Raw genomic sequence first — 19,954 nt, 5'->3', positions numbered from 1 at the left:
ACGGAGGGTGTCCGGTGAGCCGGGGCGTCCGGCCCTGCCCGTACTGCGCGCGGCGGCCGGCACGGAGGGCGTCGTGCTCGGCGCCGACCTCACCCCGGCGAGGCTCACCACCGCCGTCCGGGAGGGACGCACCGGCCTTCTGCTGGCCGACGCACGCCGACTCCCGCTGTCGGCAAGGCCGTTGGACGGCGTCTTCAGCGCGGGCCTGGTCGACCACGTCCCCGACCCTGCCGCGGCCTTGCGCGAATGGGCCCGGGTGACCGTCCCCGGCGGCGTCCCGCTGCTCTTCCACCCCTCCGGCCGCGCCGAACGAGCCGCCCCCCACGGCCGTCCCCTGGACCCGGCCGACCTGCTGGCCGAGGAGAGCCTCCGGCAGACCCTGCGCGCCACCGACTGGACCCTGACCTGCTACGAGGACGCGGCCCGCCACTTCCTGGTCCGGGCCGTCCGCGATACCGCCTGACAGCTCGGCCGCCTGACACGCGCCCACCCGAGCGCTCAGGTCTGACAGCTCTCAGGTCCGACAGCTCTCAGGTCCGACAGCGCTCAGGTCTGACAGCGCTCAGGTCCGGTCGATGTGCACGTTCGTCGACTTCACCCGGGCGGTGGCCTCCACCCCGACCTCCAGTCCCAGTTCCTCCACGGCCTCCCGCGTCAGCAACGACACCAGCCGGTGCGGTCCGGCCTGGATCTCCACCTGGGCGGCGACATCACCGAGTTTCACGGCCGTGACGATGCCGGGAAAGGCATTACGGACCGAGGTGTACGAGGCACCCTCATCGCCGCCACCGCTCTTCGCCAGTTCCACCGAGAAGGCGGCCAGATCCCGGCCGTCGATGAGGCGTCGTCCGCCCTCGTCCCGGTGTGTGGCCACCCGGCCCGCGTCCGCCCACCGCCGCGCGGTATCCGGACTCACCCCGAGCAGACGCGCCGCCTGGCCGATCGTGTAGGACTGCATAGGCGCCAAGATAGGCGATCAACGGCCACCCCACCGTGCGCAGGGGCGCTCATTCCTCCGCAGCGGGAGGAACTGAGGCCTGGTGGGCCAGAGGCTACGAGATTCCGAGACTCCGAGACTCCGAAAACAGACCCGCAGTGCCGTCGCGCCCTTTCCGGACCCGCACTCGTGCGGGCCGAAGCAGACGCGGCGGCACTCGCCGGTCAGATGTCCGGTGCGCGCGAGTCCGGCCAGGAGTAGGAGACGGCGCTTGCGGACCTCGGTCGACCAGTCGTCCTCGCTCACCGAGGCGGGTCGGGCCGGGGCATCCAGGGGGTTCAGCCTGCCCGGTAGCCCCGGTAGCCCCGGTAGCCCCGGTAGCCCCGGTAGCCCCGGTAGCCCCGGTAGCCCCGGTAGCCCCGGTCCCAGGGCGACGCTGCAGCCGCCGAGAGCCTGTGCGACGGCCGTCCATTCACCCTTGGGGTCGCACGGCACGTAGACCCGGTAGCCGTGGGCAATCGCCCTGGTGGCAATGGACTTGGCCAGCGCGGACTTGCCCATGCCGATGATCCCCACCAGGACGGCGTTGGGATTGGTGAAGCCCTCGATCCGGCCGCTGCTGTACAGCGAGAAAGGGTCGTAGCAGAACGCCGCCTCCGCGTGGACATCGCGCCCGATGAAGACGGCGGTGAACGCTTCGGCCTGCTGCCAGGTGAGCGGCCGGAGGTCGAGCCGGGCGCCGACCGCCGCGGTCTCCACGATCGCGCAGGCGGAACGAAGTTCCTCCTCCGTGTCGGCCGAGACGGTCAGCAGGCCGGTCAGGGATCGTGCCGCTCCGGGTCCAGCCGGCCATCTGCAGGCGTTGTGTCAGGCCGCCTCGAACGCCCGCCGGATCAACGGCGCCGCCTTGTCCAGGTCGGCCGCCGTTGAGAGGCGCACCTCCAGGTCGCCGGTCCCCAGGTGCCCGATGCCGCGCTTGTCCCGGGTGAAGCCGTCCGCCAACTCGACCGTGTCCGGGTCGAGTCTGAGATAGACCAGGATCGCCTCGTGCTTCGGCCGGAAGATCACCGACGCCACGTTCACCAGCCGCCGGTAGGCGATGTAGTGCCGCAACGGCGCCACTTTGACCTCGCCCCATGCTGTGAGCGCGTCGTCCAGCTCCGTGTACAGGACCCGCTGGCATTCCGGCACGAGGCCGACATTCGCCACCGGAGGAGCCACCGGTGCTGCGGGCGTGCTGACGACCACCGCGTCCTGCTCCCGGCCCCTTCGGGTCGAAGCGGCGCTCGGCGCGCCGAGCGAGGAGTCCACGAGGAGCAGGTTCAGCAGACCGCCCTCGAAGATCCGGTAGCTCACCAGGTCGATCCGCTCGGGCAGCCACTGCACCGCGACGCGGTCGTGGTGGGAGAAGCCGGCCGCGATGCAGACCATCCGGGGCCGACGCCAGTCGATCGACTCAGCGGCCTCCGCGCCCAGCGTTTTCCGGACCAGCGCCTCGAACTCGTGCCGCGCCGAGCCCAGCCACGACAGGTACGAGACGGCCTGCGACAACACCCCGCTGTTCGAGCCCTTCTTGAACTCGATTACCGCCGGGCTGCCATTCTCGTCCAGCCCCAGGGTGTCGATCCGCCCCCGGTGCCACGGACCGGTCGTGTACTCCGACGCCAGGAACCGGATGCCGAGCATCTTCTGCAGCCCAGCCTCGACTGCAGCCCAGCCTCGACCCGCCGCTGCAGCTCCACCTCCAGCGCCACCGTCGAACCCGACAGCTCGACATCCCGCCCGTCCGCGTCCCGCGGGATGATTCGGCGGTCGTCGTCGGCGCTGCGCCGACGACGGCTTGACGGTGTTCATCTCGCTGCCGAGGGATGCCCACCGGCCGTCGCCCTGCTCGTAGGCGGAGGTGCGGGAGACGCTGCCCTCGAGGCGCTGGGAGGTGCGAGGCGCCGGCCGCCCAGGGCGAACTGCTGCGACCAACCCTGCGGCACGCCACCGCGGTAAGGGCTGGCTGTAGGGGTGTCAGGTACTCACAGCCGCCGTGTCTGTGTACCCGAGGCGTCCGGAACTGCGCCCGAGAATGACAGCAGACGGTCGACCAGCCCGTCCACGTAGACGGGGGTGAGCGGGCCCGCTGCGAAGAGGATACGGATGTACAACGGCGCCAGGACATGGTCGACCACCTCCAGGGCATCGGGTGGACGCTCGCCCCGTTCGCGGGCGCGGTCGAGCATGTCCTGGAGCTGTCGGGTGCGCTCGGCGAGAAAGCGGTCGCGGGACTCGGAGCCCGCTTCCCCGGCGCTGGACAGCGCGACGACCAGGCGCAGGACTGCCAGGCCGTCGGAACCGCTGATGTCGCGGGCCACACCTGTGGCATAGGCGCGCAGGTCGCCGGCCACGCTGCCGGTGTCGGGGATCGGGGATCCGGCGGTGAGCCGGGTGATCGCCACGTCCGTGAGCAGCGCTTCGAGGGTGCCCCAGCGCCGGTAGACGCTCGTGTCGGCCACCCCGGCCCTGGCCGCGACATCGCCGACGGTGAAGTTGCCGTATCCCCGTTCGGCGACCAGGTCGGTGACGGCCTGATGCGCCGCCGCACGTACCCGCGCACTGCGCCCCCCGGGCCGCCGCGCCTTCTGCCCTTCCGTCATGCCCCCACCTTAACGCAGTTTTAGTTGCGTTTATTCGTGACAGCCTCTACCCTCCTAACGCAGCCATCAACTGCATTAGGAGATACTGCAGTTCCCGGGAGCCAATGCCCACTGCGAGGCGGGCGCCCAACGCCTGGCATGTTGCCTGCGTCTACGACCGGCTCGACGAGCTCCTCGGCAACGCGGCCGCTTGGACCCCCACCGCGCATACACAGAATCGGAGAGAGCCATGACCAACGTGATCGACCGGATCGACCGCGCCCTCGACATGACCGCCGAGATCGTCGCCGGTATCCGTCCGGACCACCTCACCGCGCCTTCGCCCTGCACCGGGTGGACGGTCCGCGACGAGCTCAACCACCTGGTCGGCGGCATGCGCATTTTCGCCGCCGAGCTGAGCGGGACCGACGCCGGAGCCGGCCACGACGCCGACTGGGTGGGCACCGACCCGCAGACCGCGTACGCCACCGCCGCGACCCTCGACCGCGCCGCGTGGAACCGGCCCGCCGCCCTCGCCTCGACCGTACGCCTGGGCTTCGGCACCGTCCCCGGCCCCATGGCCGCTTTGATCCATCTCACCGAGGTCGTCGTCCACGGCGTCGACCTCGCGGTCGTGACCGACCAGGAGCACCTCGTCGACCACCGGCTCTGCGACGACCTGCTCGCCGTCATGCGCGGCATGGACTTCGACGCCTTCCGCCGCCCTGGCATGTTCGGCCCCGAAGCCCTCGCACCGACCGGCAGCCCCGCCCACCGACGGCTCCTCGCCTTCGCCGGCCGCGAGCTCCAGCCCAGTTGACGAGGCAGGAGCTCCGCGGAACGGATGCAGCACACATGGGGAAGGGAAGCCCCGTGAACTGGTGAGAACTGGAAAGCTGTGCGGACTCGAAGAGATGGTGGGCGATGGCGCAGCGGATCGGGACCGCTGTGCCGTAGAGCGTCGTCACCCGCGTGTACTCAGCGTGGGGACAGGACGACAGAGCCTCATCGACAGCCCCAACGCAGTGTCCCTCGCGGCCGGGTGACCCTGCTGAGCGATGCCCAGGAGCAGAGGGGTCGCGACCGCGGCCGCCGGAAGCACCGAGGCGCGGTGGCCATGGATGATTCCGCCGCCGCCGAGCAGTGAGCCGGCCTCCGCCGCCTCGATCAGGTTCGCCGCATCGGCCGGGGCGCGCAGACCGCGGGCGGCACGAGCCGGTTCATACCGGTCGGGATGGCCCGGTATGGCGCGCCGGCCCATTGCGTCGATCGCATCCAACACGACAGCACTCTCGCACCTGTCTGCTACCCGCGGTCCCGGGGCCCGACGATGCCTTGTGAATCCTTCCGTCAGGCGTTCCCAGCGCACACGATCCGACGGCGTCGACGATCGACTGCACGGCGTTTCGCCGACGTCTGTCCTCACCAGCCCCCGTTCTCAGTCCAGACGCTCGAAGATCGCGTCCCAGAACGCGGAGTCGTCCACGTACAGGTCCTGGCCGATCATGCGCTCACGCAGATCGGTGATGGCGGCCGCGCGCACGGCGTCGTCAGCCGATTCCAGGGCATTGCCCGACTCGGCGATGAGCCCGAGGAGCACGGCCAGCCGGGGGAGGGAATCGGCAGCCGGTCCCTTCCACCCGGCCCCGTGGTCCCATCCGTTGGGGTCGTACTGGGTAATGCCACCGTCCGCCGCGTCGAGCATCAGGTGCTGTTCGTAACAGGTGGCTACGGAGAAGCAGAAGTTCTTGGGCGGGGAGTCGTCGTCGGGGTAGCGCTCCCCGTAGATCTCGTCGGCATCGAACGGGGCCAGCGCGTTCTCGTCCCGCAAATGCCTCGTGTCGATCTCCACCACGTCGAGATGGACGGCGGGAAAGCCAACCGTCAGCAGGAACTCCCTCGACCCGGCATGCGTCAGCTCGGTCGGAAGACCGGCTTCGTTCGGTCGCCAGAGCGAGCCTTCGCCCAGCCGTTCCTCCAGCCACCCCGCGTCCGGTATCAGCGGAGTGTCGTTGTTCGTCACTGCGTGGCCCCCATGAGTTCCGCGTCGTTCGGTCATAGCCGGCCCAAGTCAATCGCATGGCCGGTCGGCAGCGGGCGCGAGGGTGTTTCCTCGCCCGTATCGTGCGGACGACCTAAACACTCCTGCGCACCGGGAAGTTCGGCAGTGGGGTGCTCTTCACACAGGCCCGGGCGAAAGGGGCGGCCCGTGCACAGATTGAGGAAGAAGGGCTCGATGACGATGCGGCGAAAGCATCGGTGCCGGGGCAGTGGCTGTCCTGTCCGGGGTGAAGGGGGCCGGTCGTCATTGGCGGGTGGCCGAGGACTGGACCGAAGCCGTGCGGCGAGGGCGGCCAGGCTGCGTAGGCGTGAGGGCCGACAACAGATCGGCCCTCACCTCTAGCTGGAGATCAACTCGTCCCCTGGTATCCCATCGCCCTCAATTCGCCCGCCACCAACCCTTGTTGGGAATGCCAGTCACAGGTGGAAATCATCAGATCAAGGATCACCAGGATGAAGAAGCGTTCCAGGCTCCTCGGCGCCGCTACCGCAGGCCTGCTGGCCGTAGTCGCGCAGGCCACCCCCGCCTCCGCCACCACCTCCGCCTCCGCCTCCGCCTCCGCCTCCGCCTCCACCTCCACCTCCACCTCCACCGTCTCCCTCTCCGACTAGCACACCGGCGACCTGTGCGTTACCCCTTACTGCGCCGGGTCCGCGGCGTTCGTCAAGGACGGCGACCACCTGCTGGTCTGGGACAACGCATTTGACGACCACTCCGTGGTGGTCAAGTACATCCGGTCCGACGACGCTGGCGCGCAGCACAAGGACTGGAACCGCTACGGCGCCATGCGCAAGCTGGACCTCAACATGAACCTCCCGGAGTCCGGGTGGATCGAGTACGAGGTCAGCTTGGGTGAATACGACAGCAACAAGGACGGGAACGGGACCGTCATGCTCGAGACATGCTCGGGCTGGCCGGTTGAGGACACCAGCTGACCCGTCCGCCCGCAGCAACTGTGGCAGACGCTGACTGTTGGTCCCCGCGACCGGCAGCCAGCCGCTCGTCCCGGCTGCGCCGGCCACCGTCGCGTCGTCCGCGACCGCGTCGGCCGCGGGCTCGTGTCCCACACTGACGCGACTCCGAACACGCGCGCCTGTCCGCCGCTGACGCGTTTGAACGTCAACGGGTTGCCAGATCGTGCACGGAAGGCCGGCGCCGGTGACGTCGCCGCGCACCACCCTTCAGGCGCTGGAGTTGACCGTCAACCAGCTGCGACGGTTGGCGCGGTGGGGAAGGCGGTCGCCGGACTCGCCGATGAAGCGCGCGCCCGGATTCTCGCCGAAAGTGGATCTCGGACGTGAATGATCACGCGCCGTGGGACCTGGTGATCTGACGAATGGCCAGTGAGCACGTCTGGAGCCGTTACTGCCGCACGGCGTCAAGCCGGGCCATCCGACGGTGTGGACGCGGCGGCAGCTGACAGACGGCACACGGTGGCGGACCCGGACTGGTGCCCCATAGCGGGACGTGCCGGAACGGTACGTGCCGGAACGGTACGGTCCGCGGGATCGGGTCTACGACCTGTTCCGGCGGTGACAGCGCGACGGCACCGGGTCCGGATCGTCACACAGGTCCAGGCCGCGCCGCCCCGATGAACGTACGTCGTTCCAGGTCCGTGTCTTCCGTCTGCCCTCGTAGGCTCCCACGGAACGAGACGGGCCCCCGGGCCCCAGGGTTCCAGGAGCCAGGTGAGGAGCGGCTGCCGGGGGCGAAAGACCACGTACGTGCCCGGGCCGTGGCGCTCCCCGCCCTCGATGACCTCGCTGGCGAGCACGAAGTAGTGGCCGCCGTCTTCCCGGCGGTGGAGGTGGTCTCCGACGTGCCGGGGTGTCCGAGCGGATGCTGACCCGGCGGTTCGCACGGCAGCTCGGGGTCAGTCCGGGGCAGTGGGTGCTCGCGCGACGGATCGAGGCAGCTCGGGTGCTGCTGGAGAAGAGCGACCAGCCGGTGGAGACGGTGGCCGCGCGGGTCGGACTGTCGTCGGCGGTGAATCTGCCGACGGCACTTCCGGGCTGTGGGCCGCTGCCGTCGGCAGCCCACTACGACCAATTCTGCGCGGCCATCGCCGACCGGCTGACCTGCAACGGCGCCATCGTCCAGACCGGCACCGAGTCCTACCGCCTCGCCCACACCAAGGCCCAGAACGGACAAGCCCGGAACAGCCAAGCCCAAGTCCAGAACGGACAAGCCCAGAACGGACAAGCCCAGAACGGACAGGCCCAGGCCAGCTGACCGGGCGCCTCACAGGAGGGGTCGCTGGGCGGTCGATCGGTAAATGAGTAGCGTGTTGTCACGGGTGTCGGGGCACTGCCTCGATGACCCGTACGACACAACCTCAACTGCTGCGGCCTCGTGCCCTGAGGCCCGGAGATCTCGTCGTCATCGCGGTGCTGTCCGGTCCGCTCGATGCCGCTTACGAGCCCGACCTCGAGCAGGCGGTCATCGTGCTCGAGCGGATGGGTTTCCGCGTGCGTCGGGCACCGCTCCTCGAAGCAGGGCGGCACCGTTGGTGGAGTGCGGCTCGGCCGGCGGAGATCGCCGAGGAGTTCAATGGACTACTGCGTGATCCTGAGGTGCGCGCGATCATCGCGCATGACGGCGGCCAGACGGCGCTCGGTTACCTCGACCTGATCGACGCCCTACCCGAAGGCGACCTGCTCCAGCTCAAAGCCGTCCTGGCCAATTGCGCCGAGCTGACGGCACTTGCCGAGCACGTGCGCTCGTTTCGGCACATGGTCGCTCCCCGCCAGGGCGACCCGTTGCCGACCTGGATCGAAGCGGCTGCCTCCACCACCGAACTGCCCTGCCTCCGGAGCTTCGCCCAACACCTCGAACGCGACCTCGACGCTGTCACCGCGCGCCTCACACTGCCCTGGAACTCCGGCGTCGTGGAGGGTCATGCCAACCGGATCAAGATGCTCAAGCGCCAGACGTTCGGCCGCGCAGGATTCGATCTCCCGCGCGAACGAGTCCTGTTGGCGTAACCGAGAGTCACGCGACCACACGAAGTGGACCAGAGCACTCAGAAAACCGACGCAGCCAAGAGTGCCGACCCACTACTCTGATCATCGATCCCGAACCTCACCCGATCAGAGGCCCGGTGTCGCCGCCCGGTTTCTTTCGGCCTGCCCCCGTCATCCCGGAGAGCGCCGAGCCCAGAACAGGACGTGGCCGCCGCTGTCGCCTTCGGGGACGAACTCCTCGTGGGCCACGTCGAAGCCGGCCTGCACGAGCCATGCGCGGCTCGTGGCAGCGTCGGAGTGACTCCACCACATCGCGGCCCCAGCGCCGAGCCAGTTCTCATCGGTCCCGGTCCAGGCCCGATGCCCGGTGGTGCTCAGGAACCAACCTCCGGGCCGGATCCAGGAAGCGACCCGTTCCAGCAGGGCCGGCTGTTCCTCCACTGGAACATGGATCAGGGTGTACAGACAGACGACGGCGTCGAAGCTGCCCTGAGGAAGCTCCAGAGTGGTGGCATCAGCCCGGATGAAGTCGGCGCCCGGTACAAGCTCCCGGGCCCTGCGGATCTGGACCTGACTGATGTCGACGCCCGTCACGCGGTGGCCCGCCGCGACCAGGGACCGGGCTACGGGAACACCGGTGCCACACCCGATGTCCAGGACGGTGCCTGTCTCGGGGAGTCGACCGAGCAACTCCCCGATCCACGATCCGTACTTCGTCTCGCTGCCAAATGCCCGCTCATAGTGCTCCGAGAGCACGTCATATCCGCGCCGGACCACTTCTTTTGGATCTTCAACGTCCACGCGCGCACGCTATGGCGCGTGTGTCGGGAGCGCGACCTCTTTTAGCTCAGGTGGTCCCCTGGCCGCGATTCCATCCTCGCGGGTGGATGAAGCGCGCCGTCACGCGCCCCAAAACGACAAGCCCCCGTGAAGCAGCCGGATCAGAACGGTTCAAAGCTCGGCTCGACCGGACCGATCTCGCCGCGCTCTACCAGTTCGTTCAGGTCTTCCAGCTCAAGGAACTCCAAGGCATCTGGGTCGATCCCATGGTGCGGGTCTACGTCGCGCAGGCGCTTGACGAAGGCGAGCACGAAGTCGGTGAACGATCCGTCGAGAACCTCGGGATCCGTCCCGTTGATGTTCGTGACAATCTTCCAGAGGCCCGGGTCCGGGTCGCATGGCCAGAAGAAATGCTCGTCACCGGAGTAGTCGTATCCCCAGGAGATGAGGCCATCCGAAGCGGGATGGAACCGGAACGGATACTGGTCCGAGTCATGTCGCCACGACTGGCCGAACGCTTCGTGGATCTTCCGCATCCGATCCAGCAGCGGGCTGGACCCTCGGGGGTGGAAGACCACCAGCTCTCCGCAGATCACGCCAGTGCCGTACGCGTCAAGGAACGCCTTGAAGTCACCCGGCAGCGCCGAGCCGACATAGTCCTCTACCTCGGCCCAGCCGCCGGGGGACGGGTCTCGGGCCGGAGGCGGGCCGAACAGTCGCACCAGGTCATCCGAACCCGCCATACGCTCCGCCTGCCTGATCGTCGGCTGTTGGCGGCAAACCTAGTCAGATGCGGCTGCGGGGATCAAGGGGAAGCGGATCGGCAGCCACCTCGTCAAGTACTCTCACGACGTTCATCGCTCGCGATGACGACCAACAAAGCTTACAAGCAGCGAAGTTCGGAGATGCTTGCGTCCGTTGCCCGCTCCTCCGGCCCGCGCCCTCGCGGTGAGACCGGCTGATCGAGATGCGCGACAACCTGGTCGATCGGACCGCCGACGCTCAGTGCGAGGGCTGGCCCGTCCTCGACGAGCTGTCCAACCTGCCCAGGGTGATCGGCGCGCCGATCACCGTAGCGTGGAACGCCAAGGAAGACCTCCTGGACCCGCTTGGCCACCGCCCGGACCCGCCCAGACCGGGAACAGGTCCGCGATCTGTTGTACCGGTTCTACCGCCGATGCGCCGAACGGCGTCGGCCTGGTCGAGCGCGACCAACTCGGAGACGTGGGCGGTGCAGGCGTAGCCAAGCAACAGCAGCGCGGCGTCCCGCTTTCCAATGAGTGTGTCCTGGTCGAGGGTGGCGAGCATCTCGCGGAAGGCACCCGGGGTGGAGGGCTCGGTCCTACGGGGGCGGGCGGCCCGGCCCTCGGCCCGGATCTTGGCGGCGGCCGGGCGTTTATGGTGGCCGGACAGTACCTTGCGGGCGCCCTCGGTCTCAGGGGCGGGCGCAGCGTCCGCTCTGTGCGCAGCGCGGACGGCGGTCAGAACGCGGTTGATGGACCCGGGGGCGAGCGGGCGGCCGGTCTTCGGCGACGGGGTTACGGTCAAGTGCGCCACGTACTCAGTGACCGTCTCCGGGGTAGCAGGCAGCGGCCGCCGGCCAACGCTCGCGCACCAGGCAATGAAGGCGGCCATGTCGGAGGACTACATCAGTCGGGTGGAGTCGGTCAGCCGGCGGTCGGTCTCGGCCGTCCCCACGGCTATGTGCTGAGGGCCAGAGCCTGGGGTGCGGAGACTTGTCGCGCTGCTCATCGTAGGCGGCCCGACCCCCCGCTGGCCCGGACGTCACGGCGGGTGCTCCCACGAGGCGGGCGCAGGCTCAGCCCGTCACGGCGCCCGTCTACAACACAGGACCCGCGCCCGCGCGGTGCGGGTCCTCTTCTGCGCGGCGAGGTGGTCAGCCGGAGGACTCGGATGCGCGGCCGGACCCCAGGCTGCGTCACGAGGCCGGAGACGTCGGGCAGATGGCGTTCACCTCGTCGACCAGATGCGGTCGGCGTGACACGACCGACGTCGGACGTTGCGAGGCCACTTCGGCGACAACCCTCCGTGAAGGCTGACGGATACTCAGGCATCTCTGACGCATCGTCAACCATTCAAGATCATCTTGCACGTGTGTTGCACAAGGTGCTGAAAAACAACAATGATCAATGGAGGGTCGTGAAGGTGGGTATCCGCAGGTCAACTGACATGTTGAGGTGTCGTGCCCTTTGCCTCCAAGGGGCACGACACCGCGCGTATCAGATGTCCCGGAAGATCTCGATCTGCGCCCCGACGGAGTTCAGCCGCTCGGCCAGGTCCTCGTAGCCGCGGTTGATGACGTACACGTTGCGCAGCACCGACGTGCCCTCCGCCGCCATCATCGCCAGCAGCACGACCACCGCGGGCCGCAGGGCCGGCGGGCACATCATCTCGGCGGCCCGCCAGCGCGTCGGACCCTCGACCAACACCCGGTGCGGGTCGAGGAGTTGGAGCCGTCCGCCGAGCCGGTTCAGGTCCGTCAGATAGATCGCGCGGTTGTCGTAGACCCAGTCGTGGATGAGGGTCTTGCCCTGCGCGACGGCCGCGATGGCCGCGAAGAAGGGGACGTTGTCGATGTTCAGTCCGGGGAACGGCATCGGGTGGATCTTGTCGATCGGCGCCTCCAGCTTGGAGGGCCGGACCGTGAGGTCGATCAGACGGGTGCGGCCGTTGTCGGCCGGGTACTCCGGCGTACGGTCGTGGTCGAGCCCCATCTCCTCCAGGACCGCCAGCTCGATCTCCAGGAACTCGATGGGCACCCGGCGCACCGTCAGCTCCGACTCCGTGACGACGGCGGCGGCCAGCAGGCTCATCGCCTCGACCGGGTCCTCGGAGGGCGAGTAGTCGACGTCGACGTTGATGTTCGGCACGCCGTGCACGGTGAGCGTGGTGCTGCCGATGCCTTCGACCCGCACCCCCAGCGCCTCCAGGAAGAAACACAGATCCTGGACCATGTAGTTGGAAGAGGCGTTGCGGATAACGGTTACACCGTCGTACCGGGCCGCCGCCAGCAGAGCGTTTTCGGTAACCGTGTCCCCGCGCTCGGTCAGCACGATCGGCCGGTCCGGGCGGACGGCGCGGTCGACGACGGCGTGGTACTGCCCCTCCGTCGCCGCGACTTCCAGCCCGAACCGGCGCAGCGCGATCATGTGCGGCTCGATGGTCCGCGTACCGAGGTCGCAGCCGCCGGCGTACGGCAGCTTGAAGTGGTTCATCCGGTGCAGCAGCGGACCGAGGAACATGATGATGGAACGGGTGCGTACGGCGGCCTCGGCGTCGATCGCCGCCATGTTCAGCTCGGCCGGCGGCACGATCTCCAGGTCGACACCGTCGTTGATCCAACGGGTCCGTACGCCGATGGAGTTCAGGACCTCGAGGAGACGGTAGACCTCCTCGATCCGGGCGACCCGGCGCAGCACTGTGCGCCCCTGGTTGAGCAGCGAGGCGCACAGCAAGGCCACGCAAGCGTTCTTGCTGGTTTTCACGTCGATCGCGCCGGACAACCGACGGCCGCCCACGACCCGCAGGTGCATCGGTCCCGCATAGCCCAGAGAGACGATTTCGCTGTCCAGAGCTTCACCGATTCGAGCGATCATCTCAAGGCTGATGTTTTGGTTGCCTCGCTCGATACGGTTGACGGCACTCTGGCTGGTTGCGAGAGCCTCGGCGAGCTGTGCCTGTGTCCAGCCCCGGTGCTGCCGGGCGTCACGGATGAGCTTGCCGATGCGTACGAGGTAGTCGTCTGCCATGGGGTTGAGGTTATCTCAGATATGAGATGGCACCTCTTGGGGGGCCCGTTCGGGTGACGTCCCGTCAATGGTGCCTGTCCTTACGCGTACGACGCCACCCGAAAGGTCCGGGCAAATCAACCGATGTCGTACGACGTCCGGTACTGCTGTGCGTGTGACGGGGTCCGTGCTTGCCGCCGCCGGTCGTGATGGACCAGGAATGCCGATTGATGTTCAGCCGCACCCCGGGAAGGATGCGGAAACTCTTGCGGAAAGTGAGGGGCATCGAGCCTCCTTCGTCGCGTGGCGTCCGTTCGCACACGTCTACCCCGACTCGGCGGACCCATGACCGGTGCGCTGCCAATGCCCCTCCCTTCGAGGCCCGTTCAGGCGTCGACGTCCCGCATCCCCGTCACCGCGACCGTCGCGCGCGATGCGGTGAGGCTGCGGCCCCTCGCGTCGATCGTGGCCCCGACCCCGGTCGGCACCTCGGCCGCATGGTCGGCCGGAAGGCGGGTGAGGGTGCCGTGGGTGCGCATCTGGTCCGCCGGGCGTCCCGGGCATGGGTCCACTCCCGGTCGAACCGCCACCGCTCCGGCTCGCCGGACCCGTCCGTCTCACGGATCGCGTCGGCGGCCTTCGCGGCCGGTGCCCGACAGTCGTCCGCGCCGCCTCGTGTGGCCGGCCCCGCACGGCCGCTCCGCACGGCCGCCCCGAGACCGGTCGGCGAGTCGGGCGCTCCTCGCCGGCAGGCGCTGGTCCGTGCCGTCGTCAGATCGAGCGTCCTCTTGCGGGGGAGGGGTTCCCCGGTGAAGAAGAGGCGCGGGCCTTCGTGCGGTCCGTGCGCTGCGTGGCCGAGGTCACGGACGGCGTGCGCTTCACCGGCCGCATACTTCGCCAGCGCTTCCCGGCGGGAGCTGTCGGCCCGGCCGGCTGAGTGCGGAATCCGGCGTTCCCGGGGGCGGGCGGCGAGCCCGGGCATGACCATTCAGCCCCCATGTACTAGAGTTATCTCGACATCGAGATATCTGCCGAGGCGCCCCGCAGCCGCCAACCCAGTAAGGGTGACCTAACTTAGCCTGACCTTAGCGGATCGGCCAAGTCTGCGTGGCGGCAGGATGCGGTGGTAAGCGCACATCAAAGAAGGAGACTGTCGTGTCGGCGAACAGCTTCGACGCCCGCAGCACGCTGCAGGTGGGCGACGAGTCGTACGAGATCTTCCGGCTGGACAAGGTGGAAGGCTCGGCTCGCCTTCCGTACAGCCTGAAGGTGCTGCTGGAGAACCTGCTCCGTACCGAGGACGGCGCGAACATCACCGCCGACCACATCCGTGCGCTCGGCAACTGGGACTCCCAGGCCCAGCCGTCGCAGGAGATCCAGTTCACGCCGGCCCGCGTGATCATGCAGGACTTCACCGGCGTGCCCTGTGTCGTCGACCTCGCCACCATGCGTGAGGCCGTCAAGGAGCTCGGTGGCGACCCGGCGAAGATCAACCCGCTGGCCCCGGCCGAGCTGGTCATCGACCACTCCGTCATCGCCGACAAGTTCGGCACCAACGACGCCTTCGCCCAGAACGTCGAGCTGGAGTACGGCCGCAACAAGGAGCGCTACCAGTTCCTGCGCTGGGGCCAGACCGCGTTCGACGAGTTCAAGGTCGTCCCGCCGGGCACCGGCATCGTCCACCAGGTGAACATCGAGCACCTCGCTCGCACGGTCATGGTCCGGGGCGGCCAGGCCTACCCCGACACCCTGGTCGGCACCGACTCGCACACCACCATGGTCAACGGCCTCGGCGTCCTCGGCTGGGGCGTCGGCGGCATCGAGGCCGAGGCCGCGATGCTCGGACAACCGGTTTCCATGCTGATCCCGCGCGTCGTCGGCTTCAAGCTCACCGGTGAGCTCACTCCCGGCACCACCGCCACCGACCTCGTGCTGACCATCACCGAGATGCTCCGCAAGCACGGCGTAGTCGGCAAGTTCGTCGAGTTCTACGGTGAGGGCGTCGCCGCCACCTCCCTCGCGAACCGCGCCACCATCGGCAACATGTCGCCGGAATTCGGCTCCACCGCCGCGATCTTCCCGATCGACGACGAGACGCTGAAGTACCTCAAGCTCACCGGCCGCTCCGAGCAGCAGGTCGCGCTCGTCGAGGCGTACGCCAAGCAGCAGGGCCTCTGGCTGGACCCGCAGGCCGAGCCGGACTTCTCCGAGAAGCTCGAGCTGGACCTGTCCACGGTCGTCCCGTCCATCGCCGGCCCGAAGCGCCCGCAGGACCGTATCGTCCTCGCGAACGCCGCCGAGCAGTTCAAGACGGACGTACGCAACTACGTCGACTCCGTGGACGAGGCCGGCCAGGAGTCCTTCCCGGCCTCCGACGCCCCCGCCGTCGCTCCGAACGGCGCCCCGTCCAACCCGGTCACCGTGACCGCCCCCGACGGCTCGACGTACGAGATCGACCACGGTGCGGTGACGGTCGCGGCCATCACCTCCTGCACCAACACCTCCAACCCGTACGTCATGGTCGCCGCCGCGCTCGTCGCGAAGAAGGCCGTGGAGAAGGGCCTGACCCGCAAGCCGTGGGTCAAGACCACGCTCGCCCCGGGTTCGAAGGTCGTAACCGATTACTTCGACAAGGCGGGCCTCACCCCGTACCTCGACAAGGTCGGCTTCAACCTCGTCGGCTACGGCTGCACCACCTGCATCGGCAACTCCGGCCCGCTGCCGGAGGAGGTCTCCAAGGCCGTCAACGACCACGACCTCGCGGTCACCTCGGTCCTCTCCGGCAACCGGAACTTCGAGGGCCGGATCAACCCCGACGTCAAGATGAACTACCTGGCCTCCCCGCCCCTGGTCGTCGCCTACGCCCTCGCGGGCTCCATGAAGGTGGACATCACGCGCGACGCCCTCGGCACGGACCAGGAGGGCAAGCCGGTCTTCCTGGCCGACATCTGGCCCTCCGAGGCCGAGGTCAACGACGTCGTGGCGAACTCCATCGGCGAGGACATGTTCAACAAGTCCTACCAGGACGTCTTCGCGGGCGACGCCCAGTGGCAGGCGCTGCCGATCCCGACCGGCAACACCTTCGAATGGGACAGCGAGTCGACCTACGTCCGCAAGCCCCCCTACTTCGAGGGCATGACGATGGAGACCACCCCGGTCTCCGACATCGCGGGCGCGCGCGTCCTCGCCAAGCTGGGCGACTCGGTCACCACCGACCACATCTCCCCGGCCGGCGCCATCAAGGCCGACACCCCGGCGGGCAAGTACCTCACCGAGCACGGCATCGAGCGGCGTGACTTCAACTCCTACGGCTCGCGCCGAGGCAACCACGAGGTCATGATCCGCGGCACCTTCGCCAACATCCGCCTGCGCAACCAGGTCGCGCCGGGGACGGAAGGCGGTTACACCCGTGACTTCACCCAGGCCGACGCGCCGGTGTCGTTCATCTACGACGCCTCGCGCAACTACATCGAGCAGGGCATCCCGCTGGTCATCCTGGCCGGCAAGGAGTACGGCTCCGGTTCGTCCCGCGACTGGGCGGCCAAGGGCACCGCGCTGCTCGGCGTCAAGGCGGTCATCGCCGAGTCCTACGAGCGCATCCACCGCTCCAACCTCATCGGCATGGGCGTCATCCCGCTGCAGTACCCGGCGGGCCAGTCCGCCGAGTCCCTCGGCCTGACCGGCGAGGAGGCCTTCTCCATCGCCGGCATCACCGAGCTGAACGACGGCACCACCCCCGCCACGGTCAAGGTCACCACCGACACCGGTGTGGAGTTCGACGCGGTCGTCCGCATCGACACCCCCGGTGAGGCGGACTACTACCGCAACGGCGGCATCCTGCAGTACGTGCTGCGCAGCCTGATCCGCAAGTAGCCGATCGGGCAAGCGGTTCCGCAACCGATCAGGCAGCGGTTCCGCAACCGATCGAGAACCGATCGAGCAACCGGTTCCGTAAACGGTCGAGCAGCGGTTCAGCAAGCGGTAGGCAAGCAGTACGGCACGGTAGTGGAGGGCCGCATCCCCGTCAGCGGGGGTGCGGCCCTCCACCGTGCCGCCCGGACGCCGAGCTCCCGTGGTCGACGAGTGTCAATGTTCTTTCGGGCCGCGGTAGTTGGTGGACAGCCGCCGGCGGTCCTCCCCGAGTCATGGGGAGGCAAACCGTGAGAAGCCACGGATCGGCGCAGGTGGGAAGAACCCCGGTTCACACGGCTCCGGCTCAGTCGGAACACAGGGTTCCCTCAGCCAACCGGGACAGGATCAGGACATGGCTGGCATCTCCGGTACCCGAAGCGGACGGGTCCGCGTTCTGATCGTCGACGACGAGCCCGCGCTCACCGAAGTGCTCTCCGTGGCCGTCACCGAGGCGGGCTGGCGCCCCTACCCGGCCGCCGACGGACAGAGCGCGCTCAGGATCGCGCGCGGCTGCGCCCCGCACGCCGTCGTCCTCGACGGCATGCTGCCCGATCTCGACGGGATCCAGGTGCTGCGCCGTCTGCGCTATGAGAACCCTGAGCTGCCCGTCCTCATGCTCACCGCCCGCGACGCGCTGGAGTTCCGCATCGACGGGTTGGAGAACGGGGCCGACGACTACGTCACGAAACCGTTCTCCCTGGAGGAGGTCGTGCTGCGACTGCGCGGACTGCTGCGCCGGTCCGGTGCCGAACGGTCCCGCACCGACGACTCCGTACGCGTCCTCGGCGACCTGGTGCTGACCGGTGAGAGCCGTGAAGTGCTTCGTGACGGTTCGCGGATCACCCTGACCGCCAAGGAGTTCGAACTCCTCAGCCTGCTCATGGAGCACCCGCGGCAGGTGCTGAGCAAGGCGCAGATCCTCGACCACGTCTGGACCAGCTCCTTCGACGGCGGCGGAAACCTCGTCGAGGTGTACATCTCCAGCCTGCGCCGGAAGGTCGACCGCGGCCGCTCGCCCATGATCCACACGGTGCGCGGGCTGGGGTACACCATCAGGCCGGTGGAGGACGGAAGATGAGGATTCATCCGAGTGGCGTCCACCCGAGGGATGGCGGTCCGAGTAGCGTCCGCCCGAGGGATGCCGGTCCGAGGGATGCACGTGCGACGGAGGTCCGTCCGAGGAGTGTCCGCCGGTGGGATTGCCGTAGTCGGGACGCCTCTCCGCGGGGCGGCTCGCTGCGCACCCGGCTCCTGATCTTCATCAGTGTCGTGCTCGTCGCCGTGTGCGCCGTGATGGCTCTCACAACCGTTTTCGTCCAGCGTGCATACCTGCTCGGCAACCTGGACGACCGTGTCACCAACGCCGCGGAACGCAGCCTGGGCGGCGCCTCACTCCACCCGGACCTGACGCACGACCTCACCTTTCTCAACGAGAGCGGTCACCCGGCCGGGATGCTCGCCGCCCGTCTGGACGCCGACGGCAGCGTCCTCGCGGCGGCGACGGTGGGCCAGGACGCTCCGCCGCAGAACCTGACGGAAACCCAGATAGCGGTTCTCAAGGGCATCGAGACCGACGGCGGCCTGCACACCAGGACGGTTCCCGGCCTGGGCACCTACCGCTTCACCGCGCTCGACAACAACGGTGTACGCGTTCTCACCGGACTCCCGATGGACGACGTCCAGGACATGATCAGCGGCCTGGTGGTCGTGGAGGCGGTCGTGGCGGCGGCGGGCCTCACCGTGGCCGGCTGCGTCTGCGCGGTGATCATCCGACGCCAGCTGCGCCCCCTCGGCAGGGTCGCCGCCACCGCGGTCGAGGTCTCGCACGCCCCGCTCTGCCGCGGCGAGGTAACCGGTCTCACCAGAGTTCCCGAACGAGACACCGACCCCGGCAGCGAGGCCGGTCAGGTGGGCGCCGCCCTGAACCGCATGATCGACCACGTGGAGTCCTCGCTCGCCGAACGCCAGCGCAGCGAGGAGCGGATGCGCCGCAGCGAGGAACGCATGCGCCGCTTCCTGGCCGACGCCAGCCATGAACTGCGTACCCCCCTCGCCTCCATCGCCGGATACGCGGAGCTGATGAACCGGGGGACGGACCGCATCGAACCGGGACTGGCCTGGCGCCGGGTGACGGCCGAGTCGGCGCGGATGACAGGCCTGGTGGAGGACCTGCTGCTGCTCGCCCGACTGGACGAGGGCAGACCGCTGCAATCCGCCGAGGTGGATCTGGCGGCGCTCGTCGCCGAGGCGGTGTGGGACGCCAGGGCCGCGGGCAGCGGTCACGACTGGCAACTGGAGCTGTGTCTCGACGAGGCGCCCCTGGTCCTCGGCGACGAGGCACGCCTCCATCAGGTGGTCGCCAACCTGTTGGCCAACGCGCGTGTGCACACACCCGTCGGCACGAGTGTCGTGGCGGTGGTGGAGGCAGGACGGGGGATGTGCGCGGTGCGCGTCCGGGACGACGGCCCCGGCATCCCGCCCGACCTCCTCCCGGCGGTCTTCGAACGCTTCACCCGCGCCGACGCCTCCCGGGCCCGCGCCACCGCAGGCAGCGGCGCCGGCCTCGGCCTCGCCATCGTCGCGGCGATCACGGCGGCCCACGGCGGTCACATCGCCGTGCACAGCGAACCGGGCCGCACGGAGTTCACGGTGGAGCTGCCGCTCGCAGGGGACACCGGCGCGGACACCCTGACCTGGAGCCCACGGGTGTCGGTGCGATGAGCTGAAGCGCTGCCGAGGTGCTCGAGCGGGCGCGCTCCGCCACCACACGGTGGTGTCTCGCGCGCCCCGCCACACCACTGTGGGACTTCACTCGGCCCGCTCACCACGCCGCACAGCCGGTCCGTTCCAATGGGGCCGCCTCGGTCCGCTTGCTCCGGCCGGCGCGGTCAGACGCCAAGAAACCGCTGTCCGCAACGACGCTGGTT

General features: G+C 68.8%; 17 protein-coding genes and 5 pseudogenes. 10 read left to right on the top strand and 12 right to left on the bottom strand.

Annotation, left to right across the window (positions count from 1 at the left end):
• Positions 1–7 precede the first annotated feature (7 nt).
• Positions 8–463 carry a class I SAM-dependent methyltransferase gene (locus tag ACFWBD_RS19470; RefSeq protein WP_385668012.1) on the top strand — a complete coding sequence of 152 codons (456 nt, stop codon included), beginning with the start codon at positions 8–10 and terminating at the stop codon, positions 461–463.
• A 99-nt stretch (positions 464–562) separates the two neighbouring features.
• Here ACFWBD_RS19470 and ACFWBD_RS19465 read toward each other — a convergent pair whose 3' ends face one another.
• The 5 genes and pseudogenes from ACFWBD_RS19465 to ACFWBD_RS19445 form a co-directional block, all read right to left on the bottom strand.
• Complete coding sequence (locus ACFWBD_RS19465) at positions 563–958, bottom strand: molybdopterin-binding protein (protein WP_385668010.1); 396 nt, start codon at positions 956–958, stop codon at positions 563–565.
• A gap of 213 nt (positions 959–1,171) precedes the next feature.
• Positions 1,172–1,621: pseudogene (locus ACFWBD_RS19460) on the bottom strand (hypothetical protein); the annotation flags it as partial.
• 183 nt (positions 1,622–1,804) lie between these two features.
• Positions 1,805–2,623, bottom strand: coding sequence for a DUF5655 domain-containing protein (locus tag ACFWBD_RS19455; protein ID WP_385668008.1), 819 nt, complete (start codon positions 2,621–2,623; stop codon positions 1,805–1,807).
• 95 nt (positions 2,624–2,718) lie between these two features.
• Positions 2,719–2,928 (bottom strand): annotated as a pseudogene (locus tag ACFWBD_RS19450) (methyltransferase, FxLD system); the annotation flags it as partial.
• Between the two features lie 36 nt (positions 2,929–2,964).
• Positions 2,965–3,582, bottom strand: a complete 618-nt coding sequence (locus tag ACFWBD_RS19445) for a TetR/AcrR family transcriptional regulator (protein ID WP_385668006.1) — start codon at positions 3,580–3,582, stop codon at positions 2,965–2,967.
• A 229-nt stretch (positions 3,583–3,811) separates the two neighbouring features.
• Here ACFWBD_RS19445 and ACFWBD_RS19440 point away from each other — a divergent pair, with 229 nt between their 5' ends.
• Positions 3,812–4,381 (top strand): TIGR03086 family metal-binding protein, encoded by a 570-nt coding sequence (locus ACFWBD_RS19440; protein ID WP_385668004.1) that lies wholly within the window; start codon positions 3,812–3,814, stop codon positions 4,379–4,381.
• A gap of 144 nt (positions 4,382–4,525) precedes the next feature.
• Here the strand turns inward: ACFWBD_RS19440 and ACFWBD_RS19435 are convergent, their stop codons facing one another.
• Both ACFWBD_RS19435 and ACFWBD_RS19430 read right to left on the bottom strand, forming a co-directional pair.
• The gene (locus tag ACFWBD_RS19435; protein ID WP_385668002.1) at positions 4,526–4,843 is read right to left on the bottom strand and encodes a hypothetical protein; all 318 of its coding nucleotides are present in this window, start codon (positions 4,841–4,843) and stop codon (positions 4,526–4,528) included.
• A 156-nt stretch (positions 4,844–4,999) separates the two neighbouring features.
• The gene (locus ACFWBD_RS19430; protein ID WP_385668000.1) at positions 5,000–5,584 is read right to left on the bottom strand and encodes an SUKH-4 family immunity protein; all 585 of its coding nucleotides are present in this window, start codon (positions 5,582–5,584) and stop codon (positions 5,000–5,002) included.
• Between the two features lie 491 nt (positions 5,585–6,075).
• On the opposite strand from ACFWBD_RS19430, the gene ACFWBD_RS19425 reads away from it, so the two are divergent.
• The 5 genes and pseudogenes from ACFWBD_RS19425 to ACFWBD_RS19405 form a co-directional block, all read left to right on the top strand.
• Entirely contained in the window at positions 6,076–6,234 is a 159-nt protein-coding gene (locus tag ACFWBD_RS19425) for a hypothetical protein (protein ID WP_385667998.1), read from the top strand.
• A gap of 105 nt (positions 6,235–6,339) precedes the next feature.
• On the top strand, positions 6,340–6,558 hold the full coding sequence (locus tag ACFWBD_RS19420; RefSeq protein WP_385667996.1) for a hypothetical protein: 219 nt from the start codon (positions 6,340–6,342) through the stop codon (positions 6,556–6,558).
• Between the two features lie 883 nt (positions 6,559–7,441).
• Positions 7,442–7,700: pseudogene (locus ACFWBD_RS19415) on the top strand (helix-turn-helix domain-containing protein); the annotation flags it as partial.
• A 238-nt stretch (positions 7,701–7,938) separates the two neighbouring features.
• Positions 7,939–8,247: pseudogene (locus ACFWBD_RS19410) on the top strand (LD-carboxypeptidase); the annotation flags it as partial.
• 36 nt (positions 8,248–8,283) lie between these two features.
• Positions 8,284–8,607: pseudogene (locus ACFWBD_RS19405) on the top strand (transposase); the annotation flags it as partial.
• Positions 8,608–8,757: 150 nt separating this feature from the next.
• Here the strand turns inward: ACFWBD_RS19405 and ACFWBD_RS19400 are convergent.
• From ACFWBD_RS19400 to ACFWBD_RS19380, 5 genes are all read right to left on the bottom strand, one after another.
• Complete coding sequence (locus ACFWBD_RS19400; protein WP_385667994.1) at positions 8,758–9,387, bottom strand: class I SAM-dependent methyltransferase; 630 nt, start codon at positions 9,385–9,387, stop codon at positions 8,758–8,760.
• A 140-nt stretch (positions 9,388–9,527) separates the two neighbouring features.
• Entirely contained in the window at positions 9,528–10,109 is a 582-nt protein-coding gene (locus ACFWBD_RS19395; RefSeq protein ID WP_385667992.1) for a hypothetical protein, read from the bottom strand.
• 1,497 nt (positions 10,110–11,606) lie between these two features.
• Entirely contained in the window at positions 11,607–13,136 is a 1,530-nt protein-coding gene (locus tag ACFWBD_RS19390) for a UDP-N-acetylglucosamine 1-carboxyvinyltransferase (RefSeq protein WP_385667991.1), read from the bottom strand.
• 64 nt (positions 13,137–13,200) lie between these two features.
• Positions 13,201–13,401, bottom strand: coding sequence for a DUF4236 domain-containing protein (locus ACFWBD_RS19385; RefSeq protein ID WP_082412957.1), 201 nt, complete (start codon positions 13,399–13,401; stop codon positions 13,201–13,203).
• Positions 13,402–13,501: 100 nt separating this feature from the next.
• Positions 13,502–13,654 carry a hypothetical protein gene (locus ACFWBD_RS19380; protein ID WP_385667989.1) on the bottom strand — a complete coding sequence of 51 codons (153 nt, stop codon included), beginning with the start codon at positions 13,652–13,654 and terminating at the stop codon, positions 13,502–13,504.
• Positions 13,655–14,270: 616 nt separating this feature from the next.
• On the opposite strand from ACFWBD_RS19380, the gene acnA reads away from it, so the two are divergent.
• From acnA to ACFWBD_RS19365, 3 genes are all read left to right on the top strand, one after another.
• Positions 14,271–16,988, top strand: a complete 2,718-nt coding sequence (gene acnA, locus ACFWBD_RS19375; protein WP_385667987.1) for an aconitate hydratase AcnA — start codon at positions 14,271–14,273, stop codon at positions 16,986–16,988.
• 391 nt (positions 16,989–17,379) lie between these two features.
• Positions 17,380–18,105: a response regulator transcription factor gene (locus ACFWBD_RS19370; protein WP_385667985.1), complete on the top strand. Its 726-nt coding sequence runs from the start codon at positions 17,380–17,382 to the stop codon at positions 18,103–18,105.
• A gap of 215 nt (positions 18,106–18,320) precedes the next feature.
• Positions 18,321–19,748 (top strand): ATP-binding protein, encoded by a 1,428-nt coding sequence (locus ACFWBD_RS19365; protein WP_385668128.1) that lies wholly within the window; start codon positions 18,321–18,323, stop codon positions 19,746–19,748.
• The last annotated feature ends 206 nt before the right edge of the window (positions 19,749–19,954 follow it).

Source organism: Streptomyces sp. NPDC060002, from assembly GCF_042737245.1.
Classification (GTDB): Bacteria; Actinomycetota; Actinomycetes; order Streptomycetales; family Streptomycetaceae; genus Streptomyces.
This window is presented reverse-complemented; position numbering and strand designations above follow the sequence as displayed.

Excerpts from the sequence above, each read along its gene's own strand:
- ACFWBD_RS19465 (WP_385668010.1), bottom strand. The coding sequence starts at position 958 with ATGCAGTCCTACACGATCGGCCAGGCGGCGCGTCTGCTCGGGGTGAGT.
- ACFWBD_RS19455 (WP_385668008.1), bottom strand. The coding sequence starts at position 2,623 with ATGCTCGGCATCCGGTTCCTGGCGTCGGAGTACACGACCGGTCCGTGG.
- ACFWBD_RS19445 (WP_385668006.1), bottom strand. The coding sequence starts at position 3,582 with ATGACGGAAGGGCAGAAGGCGCGGCGGCCCGGGGGGCGCAGTGCGCGG.
- ACFWBD_RS19440 (WP_385668004.1), top strand. The coding sequence starts at position 3,812 with ATGACCAACGTGATCGACCGGATCGACCGCGCCCTCGACATGACCGCC.
- ACFWBD_RS19425 (WP_385667998.1), top strand. The coding sequence starts at position 6,076 with ATGAAGAAGCGTTCCAGGCTCCTCGGCGCCGCTACCGCAGGCCTGCTG.
- ACFWBD_RS19395 (WP_385667992.1), bottom strand. The coding sequence starts at position 10,109 with ATGGCGGGTTCGGATGACCTGGTGCGACTGTTCGGCCCGCCTCCGGCC.
- ACFWBD_RS19390 (WP_385667991.1), bottom strand. The coding sequence starts at position 13,136 with ATGGCAGACGACTACCTCGTACGCATCGGCAAGCTCATCCGTGACGCC.
- ACFWBD_RS19385 (WP_082412957.1), bottom strand. The coding sequence starts at position 13,401 with ATGCCCCTCACTTTCCGCAAGAGTTTCCGCATCCTTCCCGGGGTGCGG.
- ACFWBD_RS19380 (WP_385667989.1), bottom strand. The coding sequence starts at position 13,654 with ATGCGCACCCACGGCACCCTCACCCGCCTTCCGGCCGACCATGCGGCC.
- ACFWBD_RS19370 (WP_385667985.1), top strand. The coding sequence starts at position 17,380 with ATGGCTGGCATCTCCGGTACCCGAAGCGGACGGGTCCGCGTTCTGATC.
- ACFWBD_RS19365 (WP_385668128.1), top strand. The coding sequence starts at position 18,321 with ATGGCTCTCACAACCGTTTTCGTCCAGCGTGCATACCTGCTCGGCAAC.